Raw genomic sequence first — 15370 nt, 5'->3', positions numbered from 1 at the left:
CCGTAGCGCCGAGAGGCGTTTCAAGGCTTCTACCAACTGGAGTGTTCGACTGCGGGATCGGCCGCCGACACGTGGGCGGCTGGGCAGAAATCGGGCAGCCGTTCGAAAAATCTTCTCCAGATGACCGGCGAGCTTGACCATCGGCAACGTTATCCGGATCGGCTGAGGATGTAATAGATTTTGGCAACCGTCCACGGGGTTCCTGCCTCCGGATAGGCGTCGGGATCACCGCTGGCCTCGTAGGCGGCCATCGAAACCTGGTGACAGCGAATGTGATCCGGGTGGGGGTAGCCGCCATTCTCGTCGTAGGTGATCATGACGTGCGGCTTGAACTCGCGAATCACCCTCACCAGCCGCCCCGTCGATTCCTCGAGGGGAACCTCGGCGAAACAGTCGGCGGGAAGCGACCCGCTGTGAAACAGCCCGGAGTCGACGTAGCCAAGCCAGCGGTGCTGGACACCCAGTATCTCCGCTGCCCTGGCCATTTCAACACGGCGTAGCTCGGCCAGGTTTTCTTTGATGTCGGGCTGGTCCATCGCCGGGTTGAGGACATCGCCGCGTTCACCGCCGGTCAATGTCACCACCAGTACGTCATGGCCTTCGGCCGCGTATTTGGCCAATGTGGCTGCGCCCCTGGCCGATTCGTCGTCGGGATGGGCGTGTACGGCCATCAGTCGCATGGGGGGCTTACCTCCCCAGCATTCGCCACAGGAACGAGAAGCTCAGCGCGGACTTGAACGCGGCCTGCGCATTGTCGGCCGCGCCGGCATGCCCGCCCTCGATGTTCTCGTAGTACCAGACCCGATGCCCGGCCGCCTCCAGCGCGGCGGTCATCTTGCGGGCATGACCGGGGTGCACCCGGTCGTCGCGGGTCGAGGTGGTGATCAGAACCGGCGGGTAGTGCGCATCTGCCGAAATATGGTGATACGGCGAGTATTCGGAGATGAACTCCCAGTCCTCGGGGTCGTCGGGATCGCCGTACTCCGCCACCCACGACGCGCCCGCCAGCAGCAGGTGGTAGCGGCGCATGTCCAGCAGCGGCACCTGGCACACCAGCGCGCCGAACAGGTCCGGATATTGGGTCAGCATGATGCCCATCAACAGCCCGCCGTTGCTGCCGCCCTGCGCACCGAGCTGCTCCACGGTGGTGATGCCCCGCTTCGCCAAATCGGCTGCCACCGCGGCGAAATCCTCGGCGACCAGATGACGGCCTTCGCGCATCGCCTGGGTGTGCCAGCTCGGCCCGTACTCGCCGCCACCGCGGATGTTGGCCAGCACGTAGGTGCCGCCGCGCGCCAGCCACAACCGGCCCAACACCCCGTCGTATCCCGGGGTGCGCGCCACCTCGAACCCGCCGTAGCCGCCCAGCAGTGTGGGGCCCGTCGCATCGCGCGGCCGCACCACGAAGTACGGAATCGACGTGCCGTCCGCCGACGCCACAAAGTATTGCGTCACGGACAGGCCCTCGGCGTCGAAAAACGCCGGCGCGGACTTGATCTGTTGCAGCGGTCCACCCGCGGCGCCGTGCAACAGCCGCGACGGCGTGTCGAATCCGCTGGAGTCCAGAAAGATCTCGTCGCCGAGGTCGTCGGCGGCCACGACGACGGTATTGGTGTTGGCCGGCACATCGTCGACCGGTTGTCGCTCCCAGCTGCCTGGCTCGACGATCTCGACGCGGCTGGCCACGTCGGCCAGCGTGACCACCACCAGCCGGTCGCGGGTCCACGCGTAGTGGTTCAGCGCGGTGTGCTCGTCGGGCTCGAACACGACCGTCAACTCCGCTGTGCCGGCGAGGAATTCGTCGTAGTCGGCCGCCAGCAGCGATCCCGCCGCATACGAGGCGCTGCCGGTGAACCAGTCGGTGCGTAACTCGATCAGCAGCCACTGCCGATGGACGGAGACCGTCGCGTCGGTGGGCGCGTCGATGCGGATCAGCTCGTCGCCGCGCAGCTCGTAGACCTGGTCGTTGAAGAAGTCGATGGCACGGCGCACAAACGTCCGCTCGAAACCCGGTGTCCGGTCGACGCCCGCCGTCACGATCACATCGCTGTGTGACCCTTCGAACAGCGTGGCCGCCTCCGCCAGCGGCCGGCCGCGCCGCCAGCGCTTGACGATCCGCGGATAGCCGGATTCGGTCAGCGAGCCTTCACCGAAGTCGGTGCCCACCAACACCGTATCGGGGTCGGCCCAGCCGATATTGGTTTTGGCCTCGGGAATCTCGAACCCATCGACGACGAATTCCTTTGTTGCCATGTCGAATTCGCGGACAACTGCCGCATCCGAACCGCCGCGTGACAGGCTGATCAACGCACGGCTGTACTCGGGTTCGATGACCACTGCGCCGCCCCACACCCAGTTCTCGTCGTCGACGCGACCCAGCTCGTCGACGTCGATCAGCACATCCCACTCCGGCGAGTCGCTGCGGTAGCTGTCCAACGTAGTGCGCCGCCACAGCCCGCGCGGGTTGGCCGCGTCGCGCCAGAAGTTGTACAGGTACTCGCCACGGCGACGCACATAGGGGATGCGCGCGTCGGTGTCGAGCACTTCGAGAGCCTCGGCCCGCATCCGCTCGAAGTCCGGACCGCCGAACTCCGCGACCGTCGGCTCGTTGCGGGCGCGCACCCAGTCGAGCGCGTCCTCGCCGGTGATGTCCTCCAGCCACAGATACGGGTCGTCGAGCTCATCAGCTTCTGTCATGTGCGCGGCTCCTCTCCCCCGCAAGCGGGGGTACCCCCACATCGCGTCCTTTGCGCGCTCTGCATCGTCGCCACGCGCATGGAAGTCATTGTCACCGCAGCGGTAGTGTGAGCTGTGTCACGGGAAACAACGAGGAGCTGAAACGATGACCGTCTTTGCACGTCCGGGGTCCGACGGGGCGCTGATGAGCTACGAATCCCGGTACGACAACTTCATCGGGGGCGAGTGGGTGGCGCCGGCCCGGGGCCGGTATTTCGAGAACCCGACGCCGGTGACGGGTCAGACGTTCTGCGAGGTCCCGCGGTCCGACGAGACCGACATTGACAGGGCGCTCGATGCCGCACACGCGGCGGCGCCGACGTGGGGCAAGACCGCCCCGGCGGAGCGGGCCGCGATTCTCAACAAGATCGCCGAGGCCATCGACGCCAACCGCGACAAGCTGGCACTCGCCGAAGCGTGGGACAACGGCAAACCGATCCGCGAGGCGCTGAGCGCCGACATCCCGTTGGCCGCCGACCATTTCCGCTACTTCGCCGCCGCGATCCGCGCCCAGGAGGGCACGCTGTCCCAGATCGACGAGGACACCGTCGCCTACCACTTCCACGAGCCACTCGGCGTGGTGGGCCAGATCATTCCATGGAACTTCCCCATCCTGATGGGCGCCTGGAAGCTGGCGCCGGCGCTGGCGGCCGGCAACACCGTCGTCCTCAAACCGGCCGAGCAGACCCCGGCCTCCATCCTCTACCTGATGAGCCTGATCGCCGACCTGCTGCCGGCCGGAGTCGTCAACGTGGTCAACGGGTTTGGCGCCGAAGCCGGCAAACCGCTGGCATCGAGCAACCGGATCGCTAAGGTCGCGTTCACCGGCGAGACCACCACTGGGCGGCTGATCATGCAGTACGCCAGCCAGAACCTGATCCCGGTCACGCTGGAGCTCGGCGGCAAGAGCCCCAACATCTTCTTCTCCGACGTGATGGCCGCCAACGACAATTTCCAGGACAAGGCGCTGGAAGGCTTCACGATGTTCGCGCTCAACCAGGGCGAGGTGTGCACGTGCCCGTCACGCAGCCTGATCCAGGCCGACATCTACGACGAGTTCCTGGAACTGGCGGCCATCCGCACCAAGGCGGTCCGCCAAGGCGACCCGCTGGACACCGAGACCATGTTGGGCTCGCAGGCCTCCAATGACCAACTCGAAAAGATCTTGTCCTACATCGAGATCGGCAAAGACGAGGGCGCCAAGATCATCACCGGCGGCGAGCGCGCCGAGCTGGGCGGTGACCTGTCCGGCGGCTACTACATGCAGCCGACGATCTTCTCCGGGCAGAACAAGATGCGGATCTTCCAGGAGGAGATCTTCGGACCGGTGGTGGCAGTGACGTCGTTCAAGGACTACGACGACGCCATCGGCATCGCCAACGACACCCTCTACGGGCTGGGTGCGGGCGTGTGGTCACGGGACGGCAACACCGCCTACCGGGCCGGCCGCGACATCCAGGCCGGCCGCGTGTGGATCAACTGCTACCACGTCTATCCCGCGCACGCGGCGTTCGGCGGCTACAAGCAGTCAGGCTTCGGGCGGGAGAACCACAAGGTGGTGCTCGACCACTACCAGAACACCAAGAACTTGATGGTGTCCTACTCCGACAAGGCGCTCGGCTTCTTCTGATGGTGCCGCGCCGGCGACGATGCAGAGCGAAGCGATGAGGAGGAGCGGCGCCATGCCGCACCGGGTGGTGATCACCGCCGCCGCCGCGAAGCTGCTGGGCGAGCTGATCGAGCGGCACGGGCCGGTGATGTTTCACCAGTCGGGTGGCTGCTGCGACGGGTCCTCGCCGATGTGCTACCCCGACGGGGACTTCATCGTCGGCGACCGCGACGTGCTGCTGGGAGTGCTCGACGTCGGTGACGGTGTGCCGGTGTGGATCTCCCGGCCGCAGTTCGAGGCCTGGAAGCACACCCAGCTTGTCATCGACGTGGTGCCCGGCCGCGGGGGCGGCTTCAGCCTGGAAGCCCCCGAGGGCAAGCGGTTTCTGTCCCGGGGGCGGGCCTTCAGCGACGACGAGAACGCGGCGCTGGCCGGCACCCCGGCGATCACCGGCGCCGGCTACGCCCGCGGTGAGCGACCGACCGCCGCCAGCCCGATCGTGGCCGAGGCCGCCGACGCGTGCCCAATACCGCAAGGGCGCGCCGATCGCGTACCGCGCTAGCTGCCAGCTACCGCAGTATCGTCGTAAGATGTGATCCCACTACCGCGTCCGTGGATGCTGACCAGCGCAATGCTGATCGGCGTCGCGGTCGGGGTGCTAGCGGGAACCGCGGCCACTTTGCTCGTCAGCGCCCGAATCCGGCCCGACGTCGTCATCGCCGTGGTGGTCGGATTGCCCAGCGCCGCAGGGCTGCTGCTGATCTTGATCTCCCGACGGCGATGGGTGACTGCACTGGGTGCGTTCACGCTCGCCCTAGCGCCAGGCTGGTTCGGTGTGCTCGCGCTGATCGAGGTGATGACCCCTGTCTGACGACGAATCCCTCCCGAAGACCGAGCCCTACACGCCGACCTTCGACACCGGCGCGCATCCCGTCGCGGAGGGTGCCGAAGACGCACCGCCGCTCGAGCCGATCCCGGCGCCGGCGCCGTCGATCACGGTGCCCAGCCGGTATCACTACCTCAAGTGGTGGCACTACATCCTGATACTCGTCGCGGTGTGGATTCCCGCGGCGGGGATCGGAGCGGGACTCTTCTACTGGTGGACCCAGGACGCCTCGGCGCACAAGACGCCGGTCGTCTTCGTGACGCTGGTCTACGTCGTGGTGTGCACGGTTGCCGGCCTGATGCTGGCGATGGTGCCCGACCGCCCGCTGCTCTCGGCGCTGGGGATCGCGATGATGTCGGCGGTGTTCGCCTCCGTCGCCGCCGCCGCGCCGTTCTACGGCGCCTTCTACTGCGACCACACAACGGGGCCCTGCCTGGCGGGCATCATTCCGCATTAAGACATCGAGTCGCCTAAGGGGCATCGTGGTCGCCGCAAACCTACTTCGCCAACGTGAACTGGTTGACGTCCACCCGCTTCTCACGGAACATCGTCGCGCACCCGGTCAGGTACCTCATGTAGCGGTCGTAGACCTCCTGCGACTGGAGCTTGATGGCCTCGGCTTTGTGACTCTGTAATGCCGCCGCCCAGAGGTCCAGGGTTCTCGCATAGTGCGGCTGCAGCGAGTGCACCCGGCTCACGGTGAAGCCTGCCTCGGTAGCGCGCTCCTCGACCATTGAGATCGACGGCAGCCGACCGCCGGGGAAGATCTCGGTCATGATGAATTTGACGAACCGAGCCAACTCGAACGTCATCGAGAGCCCCAACGCGTAGACTTCCTTGGCGGTCAGGCCGCAGATCGTATGCAGCAGCATCACCCCGTCGGCGGGCAGCGCGTCGTACGCCATCTTGAAGAACGCGGGGTAGCGCTCGTGGCCGAAATGCTCGAACGCGCCGATGGAGACGATCCGATCGACCGGCTCGTCGAACTGCTCCCAACCCTGCAGAAGCACCCGCTTGGTGCGGGGGCTGTCCATCCCGTCGAACGTCTTCTGGACGTGGGCGGCCTGGTTCTTGCTCAGCGTCAGGCCGATGACGTTAACGTCGTAGCGCTCGATCGCACGTCGCATCGTGGCGCCCCAGCCGCAGCCGACGTCGAGCAGCGTCATCCCCGGCTGCAGGCCCAGCTTGCCCAGTGCCAGATCGATCTTCGCGAGCTGGGCCTCTTCCAGAGTCATGTCGTCGCGCTCGAAGTACGCGCAACTGTAGGTTTGCGTCGCATCGAGGAACAGCCGGTAGAAGTCGTCGGACAGGTCGTAATGCGCTTGCACGTTTTCGAACTGCGGCGTGAACTGCTTGGACATGACGGTTACTTCCTGTAGGTCCGGATAGTCGGTCGAGAGTCTCCACGTGATGTATTCGGCGCCGATGACGTCGCGACAGCAGGAATTTCAGCTCAGCGGCAACGCGGCCAGTATCGTCCCGGTCGGCTGCTGCGATCCGGCCCCGGGTTCGACGGTGAACGCGAGCGCCGTCGAATCGCCCAAGTGGGGGAGGACCGCAGTGGTCGACGGCGCCACGGCCTTGGTGTCCATCGTGCCCGCCGAAGTCGGCCCCTGGGCGCCGAGCAACCACATCTGATAAACAGAGCCCGGCGACGGCGGGGGCACATTGTTCATCACCAGCACGCCGGCGTTCTTTTCGCGGGAGAACACCACCGTTGCCGTCCCGGGTCCCAACGACCCGATCACCGTTCGCACGTCCGGCGCATCCAGCACCTGTTCGGCGATGCTCGGTGCCGAGGACGGACGTACCGCGATCCCCACGCCGAACGCGCCCAGCCCGACGACGATCGCGGCGGCAGCGGCGACAATAGCTGTGCGCCAACGGGACCGCCGACCGGCGCCCGATTCCACCGCGGCCAGCACCGCCGCGCGAAGGTGTGGGGGCGGCTCGGCGGCCGTTGCGGCCGAGACCAGCGCGGTCGTCTCGCGGACGGCGCGGACTTCCTCGCTGAAGGCCTCGGCGACGGACTGCGGCGCGGCGGCGAGACGACGGTCGATGTCGGCTCGCTCGGCATCGGAGATGGCGTGCAGCGCATACGGCGTTGCCAGCTCGAGCAATTCGAATTCGGTCGGCTCGGTCATGTCACGCCCAGGCAATTGCGGAGGCTACGCAGCGCGTCGCGCATGCGGGATTTGATGGTCGACAGATTGGCGGACAATCGTTGCGACACTTCGACGTAGGTCAAGCCGCCGTAATACGCCATTTCGATGCACTGCCGCTGCGCATCGGTCAGGCCGTCAAGGCACTCGGTGACCCGGCGTCGCTCGTCACCGGCAATCGCCGAATCGGCGACCACGTCGGTGGGCGGGTCGACGCTGGCCGCTCCATAGCGGGAGTCTCGCTGGCTCGCGGCCTGCTCGGCGCGCACCCGGTCGACGGCACGGCGGTGCGCGATCGTCAGCAGCCAGGCCAGTGCGGAGCCCTTGCTGGAGTCATAAGCCTCCGCGCTGCGCCACACCTCCAGGTAGACCTCCTGAGTGGTTTCTTCGCTGTAGCCCGAATCGCGAAGGACGCGGGCCACCAGCCCGTACACCCGCGACCGGGTGTGGTCATAGAACGCAGCGAACGCATCGGTGTCACGTCGGGCCACCCGACGCAGCAATGCGTCGAGGTCGCCGTTCAGCTGCGGCGGTCCGGTCATCGACCGGTAGCCTATCCCGTTAGCTGCGACGGCCGTCATCTACGTGCCGATCTCGGCGGCCTCGGCACGAAAAACGCTGTCCGTTGCCGGTATTCATCGAAGCCGGGGCGGCTCTTCATGTATTTCTCCGTGCGCCGCGCGCCGGTTGCGTACACCAGAAAGTAGGTCATGAGCAGCGGCGAGAGGACGGTCGCCAGGGCAGGCCAACCGGTGATGGTGATGAGCCACAACCCCCACCAGACGCATGCGTCGCCGAAGTAGTTGGGGTGGCGTGTCCACGCCCACAGACCGCGGTCCATCACCACGCCGCGATTCGCCGGGTCGGCTTTGAACGCTTGCAGCTGCCGGTCACCGATGGGTTCGAAGCACAGGCCCACGATCCAGACCACGAAGCCGGCGACAGGGACGGCGACCAGCTGTCGCGGCGTCGGCCCGTTCACCGCCGACAGCTGCAGCGGCAAGGAAACGAACCAGGTGGCGAAGCCTTGGAGGGCGAACACCTTCCGCAGCACCTGGCCCACGGTGGCGCCGCGCAACAGGTCGGCGTAGCGCGGATCCTCGCCCTTGCCGGCCGTCTTCCGATACATGTGCCAGGCCAGCCGTAGACCCCAGATCGCGACCAGCGTCAGCAGCAGCCAGCGCCGGAACGCGTCGCCCTGGCCGAGCACCGCGGCAACCAGGGCGACCGTCACGAAACCCACACCCCACGCCACATCCACCACGTTGTAGCGGCCGACTCGCCTGCCGATGCCGAACGTCACGCCATGCACCACGACGAGGACTAAAGCCGAAGTGCCGGATACCAGGACGAAGTTCATAAGGCGCCCTCGCGCGCGAACGTCCACTGATAGACGTTGAGGTATCCGGACCGGAAACCCGCCTCCGAATAAGCCAGGTATAGCTCCCACATCCGGGCGAACACCTCGTCGAACCCTAACTGTGCCAGGTGGTTCCGTCGCTCGGCGAACCTTTCTCGCCACAGCCGCAGCGTCTCCGCGTAATCACGGCGCATCGACAGCGCGTGCAGCGCGCGTAAACCGGTGTGGCGTGCCGTGATCCCCAGGATGGCCTCTACAGACGGGATCAGTCCACCGGGGAAGACGTACTTCTGGATCCACGTGTGGGTATTGCGGGTGGCCAGCATCCGGTCGTGCGGCATTGTGATGGCCTGGATCGCCAGCCGTCCGCTCGGCATCAGCAGTCGCTCAAGCGTTTGGAAGTACTCCGGCCACGCCTGGCAACCGATCGCCTCGATCATCTCCACTGATAGCACCGCGTCGTAGTTTCCGCCGACATCGCGGTAGTCGCGCAGGTCGACCCGAATGCGGTCGGACAGCCCGGCTGCGGCGATCCGCTGCCGCGCCAGCCGCTGCTGTTCAGTCGACAGCGTTATCGAGCGAACGAATGCTCCGCGCTCGGCCGCCCGGATACATAATTCGCCCCACCCGGTGCCGATCTCGAGGACGCGGGTTCCGGGCCCGACGCCGGCCGCATCGAGCAGGCGGTCGATCTTGCGCCGTTGCGCCCCGGCCAGATCGTCCCACGATGCGGGCAGGTCGGTGAATAGTGCACTCGAGTAGGTCATGGTCTCGTCGAGGAACAAGGCGAACAGCTCGTTTGACAGGTCGTAGTGGGCAGCGACGTTGCGCTGGGCCTGGTTTCGGCTATCACTTGGCGAACGTGGCTGGGCGGCAACCACGATGGGACGTAGCCACTGCAGTGCGGGCGGTACGAGTTCGGCCACCGCCGTCGCGAAGACGGTCAGCAGCCCAGTGAGATCGGTCGACTCCCACTCGCCGGCCATGTAGGACTCGCCGAAGCCGATCAAGCCGTAGCGTCCCATCCGCCGGCTAAGGGCGGCCGGCCGGTGGATGAGCATCGCCGGTGACGTCCGGTCGCCGGCGCCGATCATCGTGCCGTTGGGGTACACAAGCCGCAGCGGCAGGCTAGCAGCAGCTCGGCGCAGCAACCTGTCGGCGACCGCCGCCGACGCTGCCGCGACGGGCCCGGACGGTATCCGCGCGACCGCCGGCCAGCGTTCGGGATCGATTGCCGCCGAAGGCGTTCGGGTGAGGGCGGCACTCATCGTGGCACCACCGGAACTCCGCGCCGCCACAACGTGATTCCCTGGATCCGAATGCGCAGCGCCACTATCAGCGGCGCCAGCGGCGCGACGATCTGCATCCGCACGACGTGGCGCACCGTTGCGGGTTGCCCGGTGCCGCGCAGGGTCGCAACGAACGCCGGCTCGTTGCCCCGGTGCAGTGACACCGCGATGTCCACGCGACCGTCAGGGCGGGGTGCTCGTACGCGATAGTGGCCGTCTACCGAGTTGAACGGTGAGACGTAGAACGTCTTGGGGACCGGCACCGGTACGTCGGCCGGCGGCAACAAATAGGTGTGGCGTTCTCCATAGGTGTTGTGCACCTCCGCAATTACGCGGCGTAGCACTCCGCCGCGGTCGTGACACCAGAAGATGCTGACCGGGTTGAACACGTAACCGAGCACACGAGCCTGCAGTAGCGCCGTAACGGGGCCGCCGACCGGAGTCACGTCGCGTTCGGCGAGAAAGGCGTTCACCCGGTCACGCAGCGAGTCGCCGGGTCGCCCGGTCAAGTGGTCTGCTGCATCGAAGCGCGCAAACGGCCGCAGCCACCAGGGCAGCCGCGGCAGATCGTCGATGTCGACATACCAGCTGTAGCTGCGGTATTCGAAGTGATGCTGTATGGGAACCACTCGCCGGTGGGTGATCCTGGTGCGATAGATCGCCGGAGTCAGCACGTCAGAATCTCCTTCCGCTGGGCGCGGCCCGGCCACTCGGCGCCGAGTCGCCGTGCCGCCCGAAGTCCCGACGCCGCTCCGTCCTCGTGGAACCCCCAGCCGTGGTAGGCGCCCGCGAACGCCACCCGGTCATCATCGAGCATCGGTAATAAGCGTTGGGCCGCAACCGATTCAGGCGTATACAGCGGATGGCTGTAGGTCATTTCGGCGATCACCGACCCGGGATCGACCCGGTCATGGCCGCCGAGAGTCACCAAAAACCGGCGGTCGCCTGCGATTCGCATCAGCCTGCTGACGTCGTAGGTAACCAACACGTGGTCGTTTGTCGCCCCGATCAGGTAGTTCCAGGAGGCGCGGGCGCGACGGTGGCGGGGGAGTACGGACTGGTCGGTGTGCAGCTGCGCGAGGTTGGTGGAATAGGGGATCGCCCCGAGTACGGCCCGCTCGTACGGCGAGGGGTCGTCGAGCAGTAGCAGCGCCTGGTCGGGGTGGACGGCGACGACCGCCGCGTCGAAAACTCGCGGTGCGGCATCGTCGGCATGTATCAAGACGCCGGCGGGCAGCCGGCGCAGCGACTGCACCGGTGTCCCCACCAAGACCTCGTCGAGCCGAGCTGCGATGGCCTGCACGTACTGTGCCGAGCCTCCGGTGACCGTGCGCCATGTCGGTGAGCCGAACACCGAGAGCATGCCGTGGTGCTCGAGAAAGACGAACAGATACCGGGCCGGATAGCGCAGAGCGTCGTCGCCGCCGCATGACCACACCGCGGCCACCAACGGGGTGATGAAGTGCTCGACGAAAAACGACGAGAAGCCGCGCCGGCTCAAGAAAGTCTCCAGGGTCTCCAGGTCGTCGTCGGAGCCGTCGCGCAGGAGGCGGGTCGCGGCGCGATGGAAGCGGATGACCTCGGCGAGCATGAGTAGATAGCGAGGGCGTGCGGACTGCCGCGACGCGAACAATCCACCGACGCCGAGGGCTCCGGCGTATTCGAGGCCGGTCGACTCTGCGCGCACCGACATCGACATGTCCGACTCCTGGGTGGATACCCCGAGTTCGCAGAACAGTCGGCACAGCGTCGGGTAGGTCCGTTCGTTGTGCACCAGGAACGCGGAGTCGACGCCGACGAGGGTGCCGTCGCTGCGCTCGACCATGTGGGTGTGCGCGTGACCGCCGAGCCGCACGTCGGCCTCGTACAGCGTGACCCGATCGCTCTGCGACAACACGTAGGCCGCGGTCAGGCCGGCGACACCGCTACCGATGACCGCGACCGAACGTGGCGCGCTCAATCCTTCTTGCACATCAGGTATTCGGATCCGACGGCAGCACGGTTGGCAGAGCGCGACGGCTCGTGTCCATCGCACCCACCGATGTGAAAGCGGGTTTTGGAAACCGAATGTCGGTATCCGAGTTATCGAGGTCGCCGACATGTTGCACTAAAAATGTTCCGGTTCAGCTATCCGCGCGCGGATCGACTCCGAATCACTGTGGTTAACCGAACAGTCCGCGGCCCCATTGCCGCACGTGAGCACAGGGTTATCGAGGATGGAGCACCAACGCGAACGCGATTGTCAGCCAGCCTCGCCGACCGACACCGACAGTTATGGCTTCCCCGCTCAGCTATGGCGAGCACTGGATCGCTACCGCCCGCCAGGTGGTGGGCTGGCGCGACGCTGGCGCAGCCCGTTGCGCGGACCGTGGTTGACGTCGGTGTTCGGGTCGGTGTTGTTGGTGACGTTGCCGCTTGTCATTCTGAGCGGACTGCTGTCCTACATCGCCTACTCGCCGCAGTTCGGGCAGGCCCTGCCAAGCCATGTGGGGTGGCTCAAACTGCCGACGTTCGATTGGCCCACCCGCCCGGTTTGGTTGTATCGGGTCAGCCAGGGCATACACGTGGGGCTGGGTCTGGTACTCATTCCTGTGGTGCTGGCCAAGTTGTGGTCGGTGATCCCGCGGCTATTTGCCTGGCCGCCGAGTCGGTCGATAGCGCAGGTGATGGAACGGCTTTCGATTGCCATGCTGGTCGGCGGAATCCTCTTCGAGATGGCCACCGGCGTGCTGAACATCCAGTACGACTATATCTACGGTTTCAGCTTTTACCCGGCGCACTACTACGGCGCCTGGGTGTTCATCGCCGGCTTTCTGATGCATATCACCATCAAGATTCCACGCATGGTCACCGGGCTGCGGTCGATGTCTCTGCGAAAAGTGTTGCGCACCAACCGTGCCGATACTCAGCCGGAGTCGCCGGACGCTGAGGGGTTGGTCGCCGCCGACCCGGCGGCCCCGACGATGAGCCGCCGCGGCGCGCTGGCGCTGGTCGGCGGCGGCGTGCTGCTGACGACCCTGGTCACGACGGGACAGACGATCGGCGGGATCGCGCGCCGCCTTCCCGCGATGCTTCCCCCAGGCGACATGACAGGCAGGGGTCCCAACGACTTTCGGGTCAACAAGACGGCCGCAGGGGTCGGCGTCGATCCCGCTGGTACGGGGGAGCGCTGGCGCCTCACGCTGCGTGGGGGTCCCTCGCCCGCGGTGCTGGACCGCGACATGTTGTGCTCGCTGCCCCAGCACAGCGCCCGGCTGCCGATAGCCTGCGTTCAGGGCTGGTCCAGCGTACAGACATGGAGCGGGGTGCGGCTTGCCGATCTGGCCGAACTGGCTGGCGTGCCGGCACCACTATGCGCTCGAGTCTCGTCGTTGGGGCGCGAGGGTAGCTTCAACCGGGCAACGTTGCAGGCCAACCAGATCCGCCACCCAGATGCATTGCTCGCGCTGCGAGTCAACGGCGCCGATTTGTCATTGGACCACGGTTACCCGGCGCGGCTCATCGTCCCCGCGCTGCCCGGGGTGCACAACACCAAATGGGTAAGCTCCATCGACTTCGAGGCGAACTGAGATGCGGGCGCTACTGGCCGGCTTCCGCGGCTGCTATGGATCCAATCCACTGCACCTGTTGACGATGCTGGCCGGCTTCGCGCTGCTGGGCTACGTCATCGTCACGGCCGGGCCGTCTGTTCTGTGGCGACCGGAGGGAGCGTGGTGGAAATCGATCGCGGTTTGGTTTGTAGGGGCGATCGTTGCCCACGACTTCGTATTGTTTCCCATCTATTCACTCGCGGATCGCCTCCTGGGCATCCCGGTCAAGCGGCAACGCCGCGGCGCACCCCATGTCCCAGTGCGCACATATCTTCGGGTACCGGCACTTGGGTCCGCCTTGATACTGCTCCTCTTTTTTCCTGACATCGTCGAACAAGGCGCGCCACTGTATCTCGCCGATACTGGGCTAACGCAGCAGCCGTTCTTCGGCCGCTGGCTGCTGCTTTCAGCCACGATGTTTGCCACCAGCGCCGTCATCTACGGAGCTCGGCTGGTCATGGCTCGTGTGTGCAAGGACCGTATCGACGAGGCATCCGGCACCACAGCAACGGACAGCACGAAGACATGACGGCGCAATCGATTAGCACGACCAGGCGCTGGTCGATCCTGGTTATGTCGCTGACGGCGACGTTATGCGCCACGGTCTTCATCAACGGCGTCCCGTTTCTGATTCCCGCGCTGAAAGCCGAGCGCCACACCGACTTGGCAGAGGGCGGTCTGTTGGCGGCAATGCCGAGCCTCGGCATGGCAGTCACACTGATCGCCTGGGGCTACCTGTTGGATGTTATTGGTGAACGGATCGTGCTCGGCGTGGGCTTGGCGCTGACTGCGGCGGCTGCCTACGCCGCGGCTTCGATGAATTCGATGGTGGCCGCGGGGGCATTTCTATTCCTCGGTGGCATGGCCGCCGCTAGCAGCATCACCGCCAGCGGCCGGCTCGTGACCGGCTGGTTTCCACCGCACCAACGTGGCGTGGCAATGGGAATCCGACAGACCGCGCAGCCGCTGGGAATTGCGTTGGCCGCCTTGGTGATGCCCGAACTAGCTAAGCGCGGCCTCTCGGCGGCGCTGGTGTTCCCGGCGGTGCTGTGCGCTCTGGCGGCACTGGCCAGCGCGCTGAGCGTGCTGGATCCGCCGCGTTCGACACGAGAAGCCGCCGACGATAAGGAACTGGCCAACCCGTACCGCGGGCCGGCAGTGCTGTGGCGGATTCATGCGGCGTCCGCGCTGCTAGTGGTTCCACAGAACGTGGTGTTGACGTTCATGGTGGTCTGGTTGATAGGTAATCACGGCTGGTCGACCGCATCCGCTGGTGGGCTGTTGGCGCTCTCGCAACTGCTCGGTGCCTTAGCGCGCACCGTGGCCGGCCGATGGTCGGACCGATTCGGCTCGCGGATGCGACCGATGCGGATCATCGCAGTCGTGACTTCCGTGATCATGTTGGCGCTCTCGCTCACCGATCACCTGGGTTCGTCACTTGCCGTGGTAGTGATGGTCGCCGCGGGAGCGATCACGGGCGACAACGGATTGCCGTTCACCGCGATCCCCGAGTATGCCGGGCCATTTTGGAGCGGACGCGCACTAGGTACCCAACACACCGCCGAGCGGATGGTGTTCGCCATCGGACCCCCGGTATTCGGCGCGATAATTGGGGCGGTCGGCTACCCGTTCGCGTTCGCGGTCTGCGGATTTTTTCCACTGGCTGCGCTGCCCCTAGTGCCGGTCATCGGCCGCGCGCGATGACGCGGCCGCCGCCGGGTCGCCAGACGGAATGTCA

At 66.0% G+C, this 15370-nt stretch carries 15 protein-coding genes and 1 pseudogene; 7 read left to right on the top strand and 9 right to left on the bottom strand.

Going from position 1 to position 15370, the window contains the following annotated elements; all coding sequences use genetic code 11:
* Positions 1 to 169 precede the first annotated feature (169 nt).
* Both mca and AWC14_RS18680 read right to left on the bottom strand, forming a co-directional pair.
* Positions 170 to 680: pseudogene (gene mca, locus AWC14_RS30100) on the bottom strand (mycothiol conjugate amidase Mca); the annotation flags it as partial.
* A gap of 7 nt (positions 681 to 687) precedes the next feature.
* A complete protein-coding gene (locus AWC14_RS18680) occupies positions 688 to 2739 on the bottom strand; it encodes a prolyl oligopeptidase family serine peptidase (RefSeq protein WP_081968035.1) in 2052 nt (683 codons plus the stop codon).
* A gap of 103 nt (positions 2740 to 2842) precedes the next feature.
* On the opposite strand from AWC14_RS18680, the gene exaC reads away from it, so the two are divergent.
* From exaC to AWC14_RS18660, 4 genes are read left to right on the top strand one after another with little or no spacing between them, the layout of a single operon-like run.
* Complete coding sequence (gene exaC / locus AWC14_RS18675; protein WP_045375818.1) at positions 2843 to 4366, top strand: acetaldehyde dehydrogenase ExaC; 1524 nt, start codon at positions 2843 to 2845, stop codon at positions 4364 to 4366.
* Positions 4367 to 4418: 52 nt separating this feature from the next.
* A complete protein-coding gene (locus AWC14_RS18670) occupies positions 4419 to 4907 on the top strand; it encodes a DUF779 domain-containing protein (RefSeq protein WP_235215848.1) in 489 nt (162 codons plus the stop codon).
* Between the two features lie 30 nt (positions 4908 to 4937).
* Complete coding sequence (locus AWC14_RS18665; protein ID WP_081968036.1) at positions 4938 to 5216, top strand: putative holin; 279 nt, start codon at positions 4938 to 4940, stop codon at positions 5214 to 5216.
* Positions 5209 to 5688 carry a hypothetical protein gene (locus AWC14_RS18660; protein ID WP_045375827.1) on the top strand — a complete coding sequence of 160 codons (480 nt, stop codon included), beginning with the start codon at positions 5209 to 5211 and terminating at the stop codon, positions 5686 to 5688. The genes AWC14_RS18665 and AWC14_RS18660 overlap by 8 nt, the downstream gene beginning before the upstream one ends.
* Before the next feature lie 40 nt (positions 5689 to 5728).
* Here the strand turns inward: AWC14_RS18660 and AWC14_RS18655 are convergent, their stop codons facing one another.
* The 7 genes from AWC14_RS18655 to AWC14_RS18625 form a co-directional block, all read right to left on the bottom strand.
* The gene (locus AWC14_RS18655; protein WP_045375831.1) at positions 5729 to 6592 is read right to left on the bottom strand and encodes a cyclopropane mycolic acid synthase family methyltransferase; all 864 of its coding nucleotides are present in this window, start codon (positions 6590 to 6592) and stop codon (positions 5729 to 5731) included.
* Positions 6593 to 6679: 87 nt separating this feature from the next.
* Positions 6680 to 7375 carry an anti-sigma factor gene (locus AWC14_RS18650; RefSeq protein WP_045375833.1) on the bottom strand — a complete coding sequence of 232 codons (696 nt, stop codon included), beginning with the start codon at positions 7373 to 7375 and terminating at the stop codon, positions 6680 to 6682.
* Positions 7372 to 7935 (bottom strand): sigma-70 family RNA polymerase sigma factor, encoded by a 564-nt coding sequence (locus AWC14_RS18645; protein ID WP_045375834.1) that lies wholly within the window; start codon positions 7933 to 7935, stop codon positions 7372 to 7374. Before AWC14_RS18645 ends, AWC14_RS18650 begins: the two co-directional genes overlap by 4 nt.
* A gap of 35 nt (positions 7936 to 7970) precedes the next feature.
* Complete coding sequence (locus AWC14_RS18640; protein ID WP_085241393.1) at positions 7971 to 8753, bottom strand: DUF1295 domain-containing protein; 783 nt, start codon at positions 8751 to 8753, stop codon at positions 7971 to 7973.
* A complete protein-coding gene (locus AWC14_RS18635; protein WP_045375840.1) occupies positions 8750 to 10021 on the bottom strand; it encodes a class I SAM-dependent methyltransferase in 1272 nt (423 codons plus the stop codon). The genes AWC14_RS18640 and AWC14_RS18635 overlap by 4 nt, the downstream gene beginning before the upstream one ends.
* A complete protein-coding gene (locus AWC14_RS18630) occupies positions 10018 to 10716 on the bottom strand; it encodes a DUF1365 domain-containing protein (protein WP_045375842.1) in 699 nt (232 codons plus the stop codon). The genes AWC14_RS18635 and AWC14_RS18630 overlap by 4 nt, the downstream gene beginning before the upstream one ends.
* Complete coding sequence (locus AWC14_RS18625) at positions 10710 to 12002, bottom strand: NAD(P)/FAD-dependent oxidoreductase (RefSeq protein WP_428838983.1); 1293 nt, start codon at positions 12000 to 12002, stop codon at positions 10710 to 10712. The genes AWC14_RS18630 and AWC14_RS18625 overlap by 7 nt, the downstream gene beginning before the upstream one ends.
* 256 nt (positions 12003 to 12258) lie before the next feature.
* Between AWC14_RS18625 and AWC14_RS18620 the strand changes: the two genes are divergently transcribed.
* The 3 genes from AWC14_RS18620 to AWC14_RS18610 are packed head-to-tail and all read left to right on the top strand — an operon-like array spanning position 12259 to position 15336.
* A complete protein-coding gene (locus AWC14_RS18620) occupies positions 12259 to 13611 on the top strand; it encodes a molybdopterin-dependent oxidoreductase (RefSeq protein WP_081968038.1) in 1353 nt (450 codons plus the stop codon).
* Between the two features lies 1 nt (position 13612).
* Complete coding sequence (locus tag AWC14_RS18615; protein WP_045375848.1) at positions 13613 to 14161, top strand: hypothetical protein; 549 nt, start codon at positions 13613 to 13615, stop codon at positions 14159 to 14161.
* Positions 14158 to 15336 (top strand): MFS transporter, encoded by a 1179-nt coding sequence (locus tag AWC14_RS18610; RefSeq protein ID WP_045375851.1) that lies wholly within the window; start codon positions 14158 to 14160, stop codon positions 15334 to 15336. The genes AWC14_RS18615 and AWC14_RS18610 overlap by 4 nt, the downstream gene beginning before the upstream one ends.
* Positions 15337 to 15370: the final 34 nt, after the last annotated feature.

Origin of the sequence: Mycobacterium kyorinense, assembly GCF_002101735.1 — a bacterium.
In the GTDB taxonomy this organism is placed as follows: domain Bacteria; phylum Actinomycetota; class Actinomycetes; order Mycobacteriales; family Mycobacteriaceae; genus Mycobacterium; species Mycobacterium kyorinense.
The sequence above is the reverse complement of the archived record's forward strand: the minus strand, read 5'-3'. Positions and strand labels throughout refer to the sequence as shown.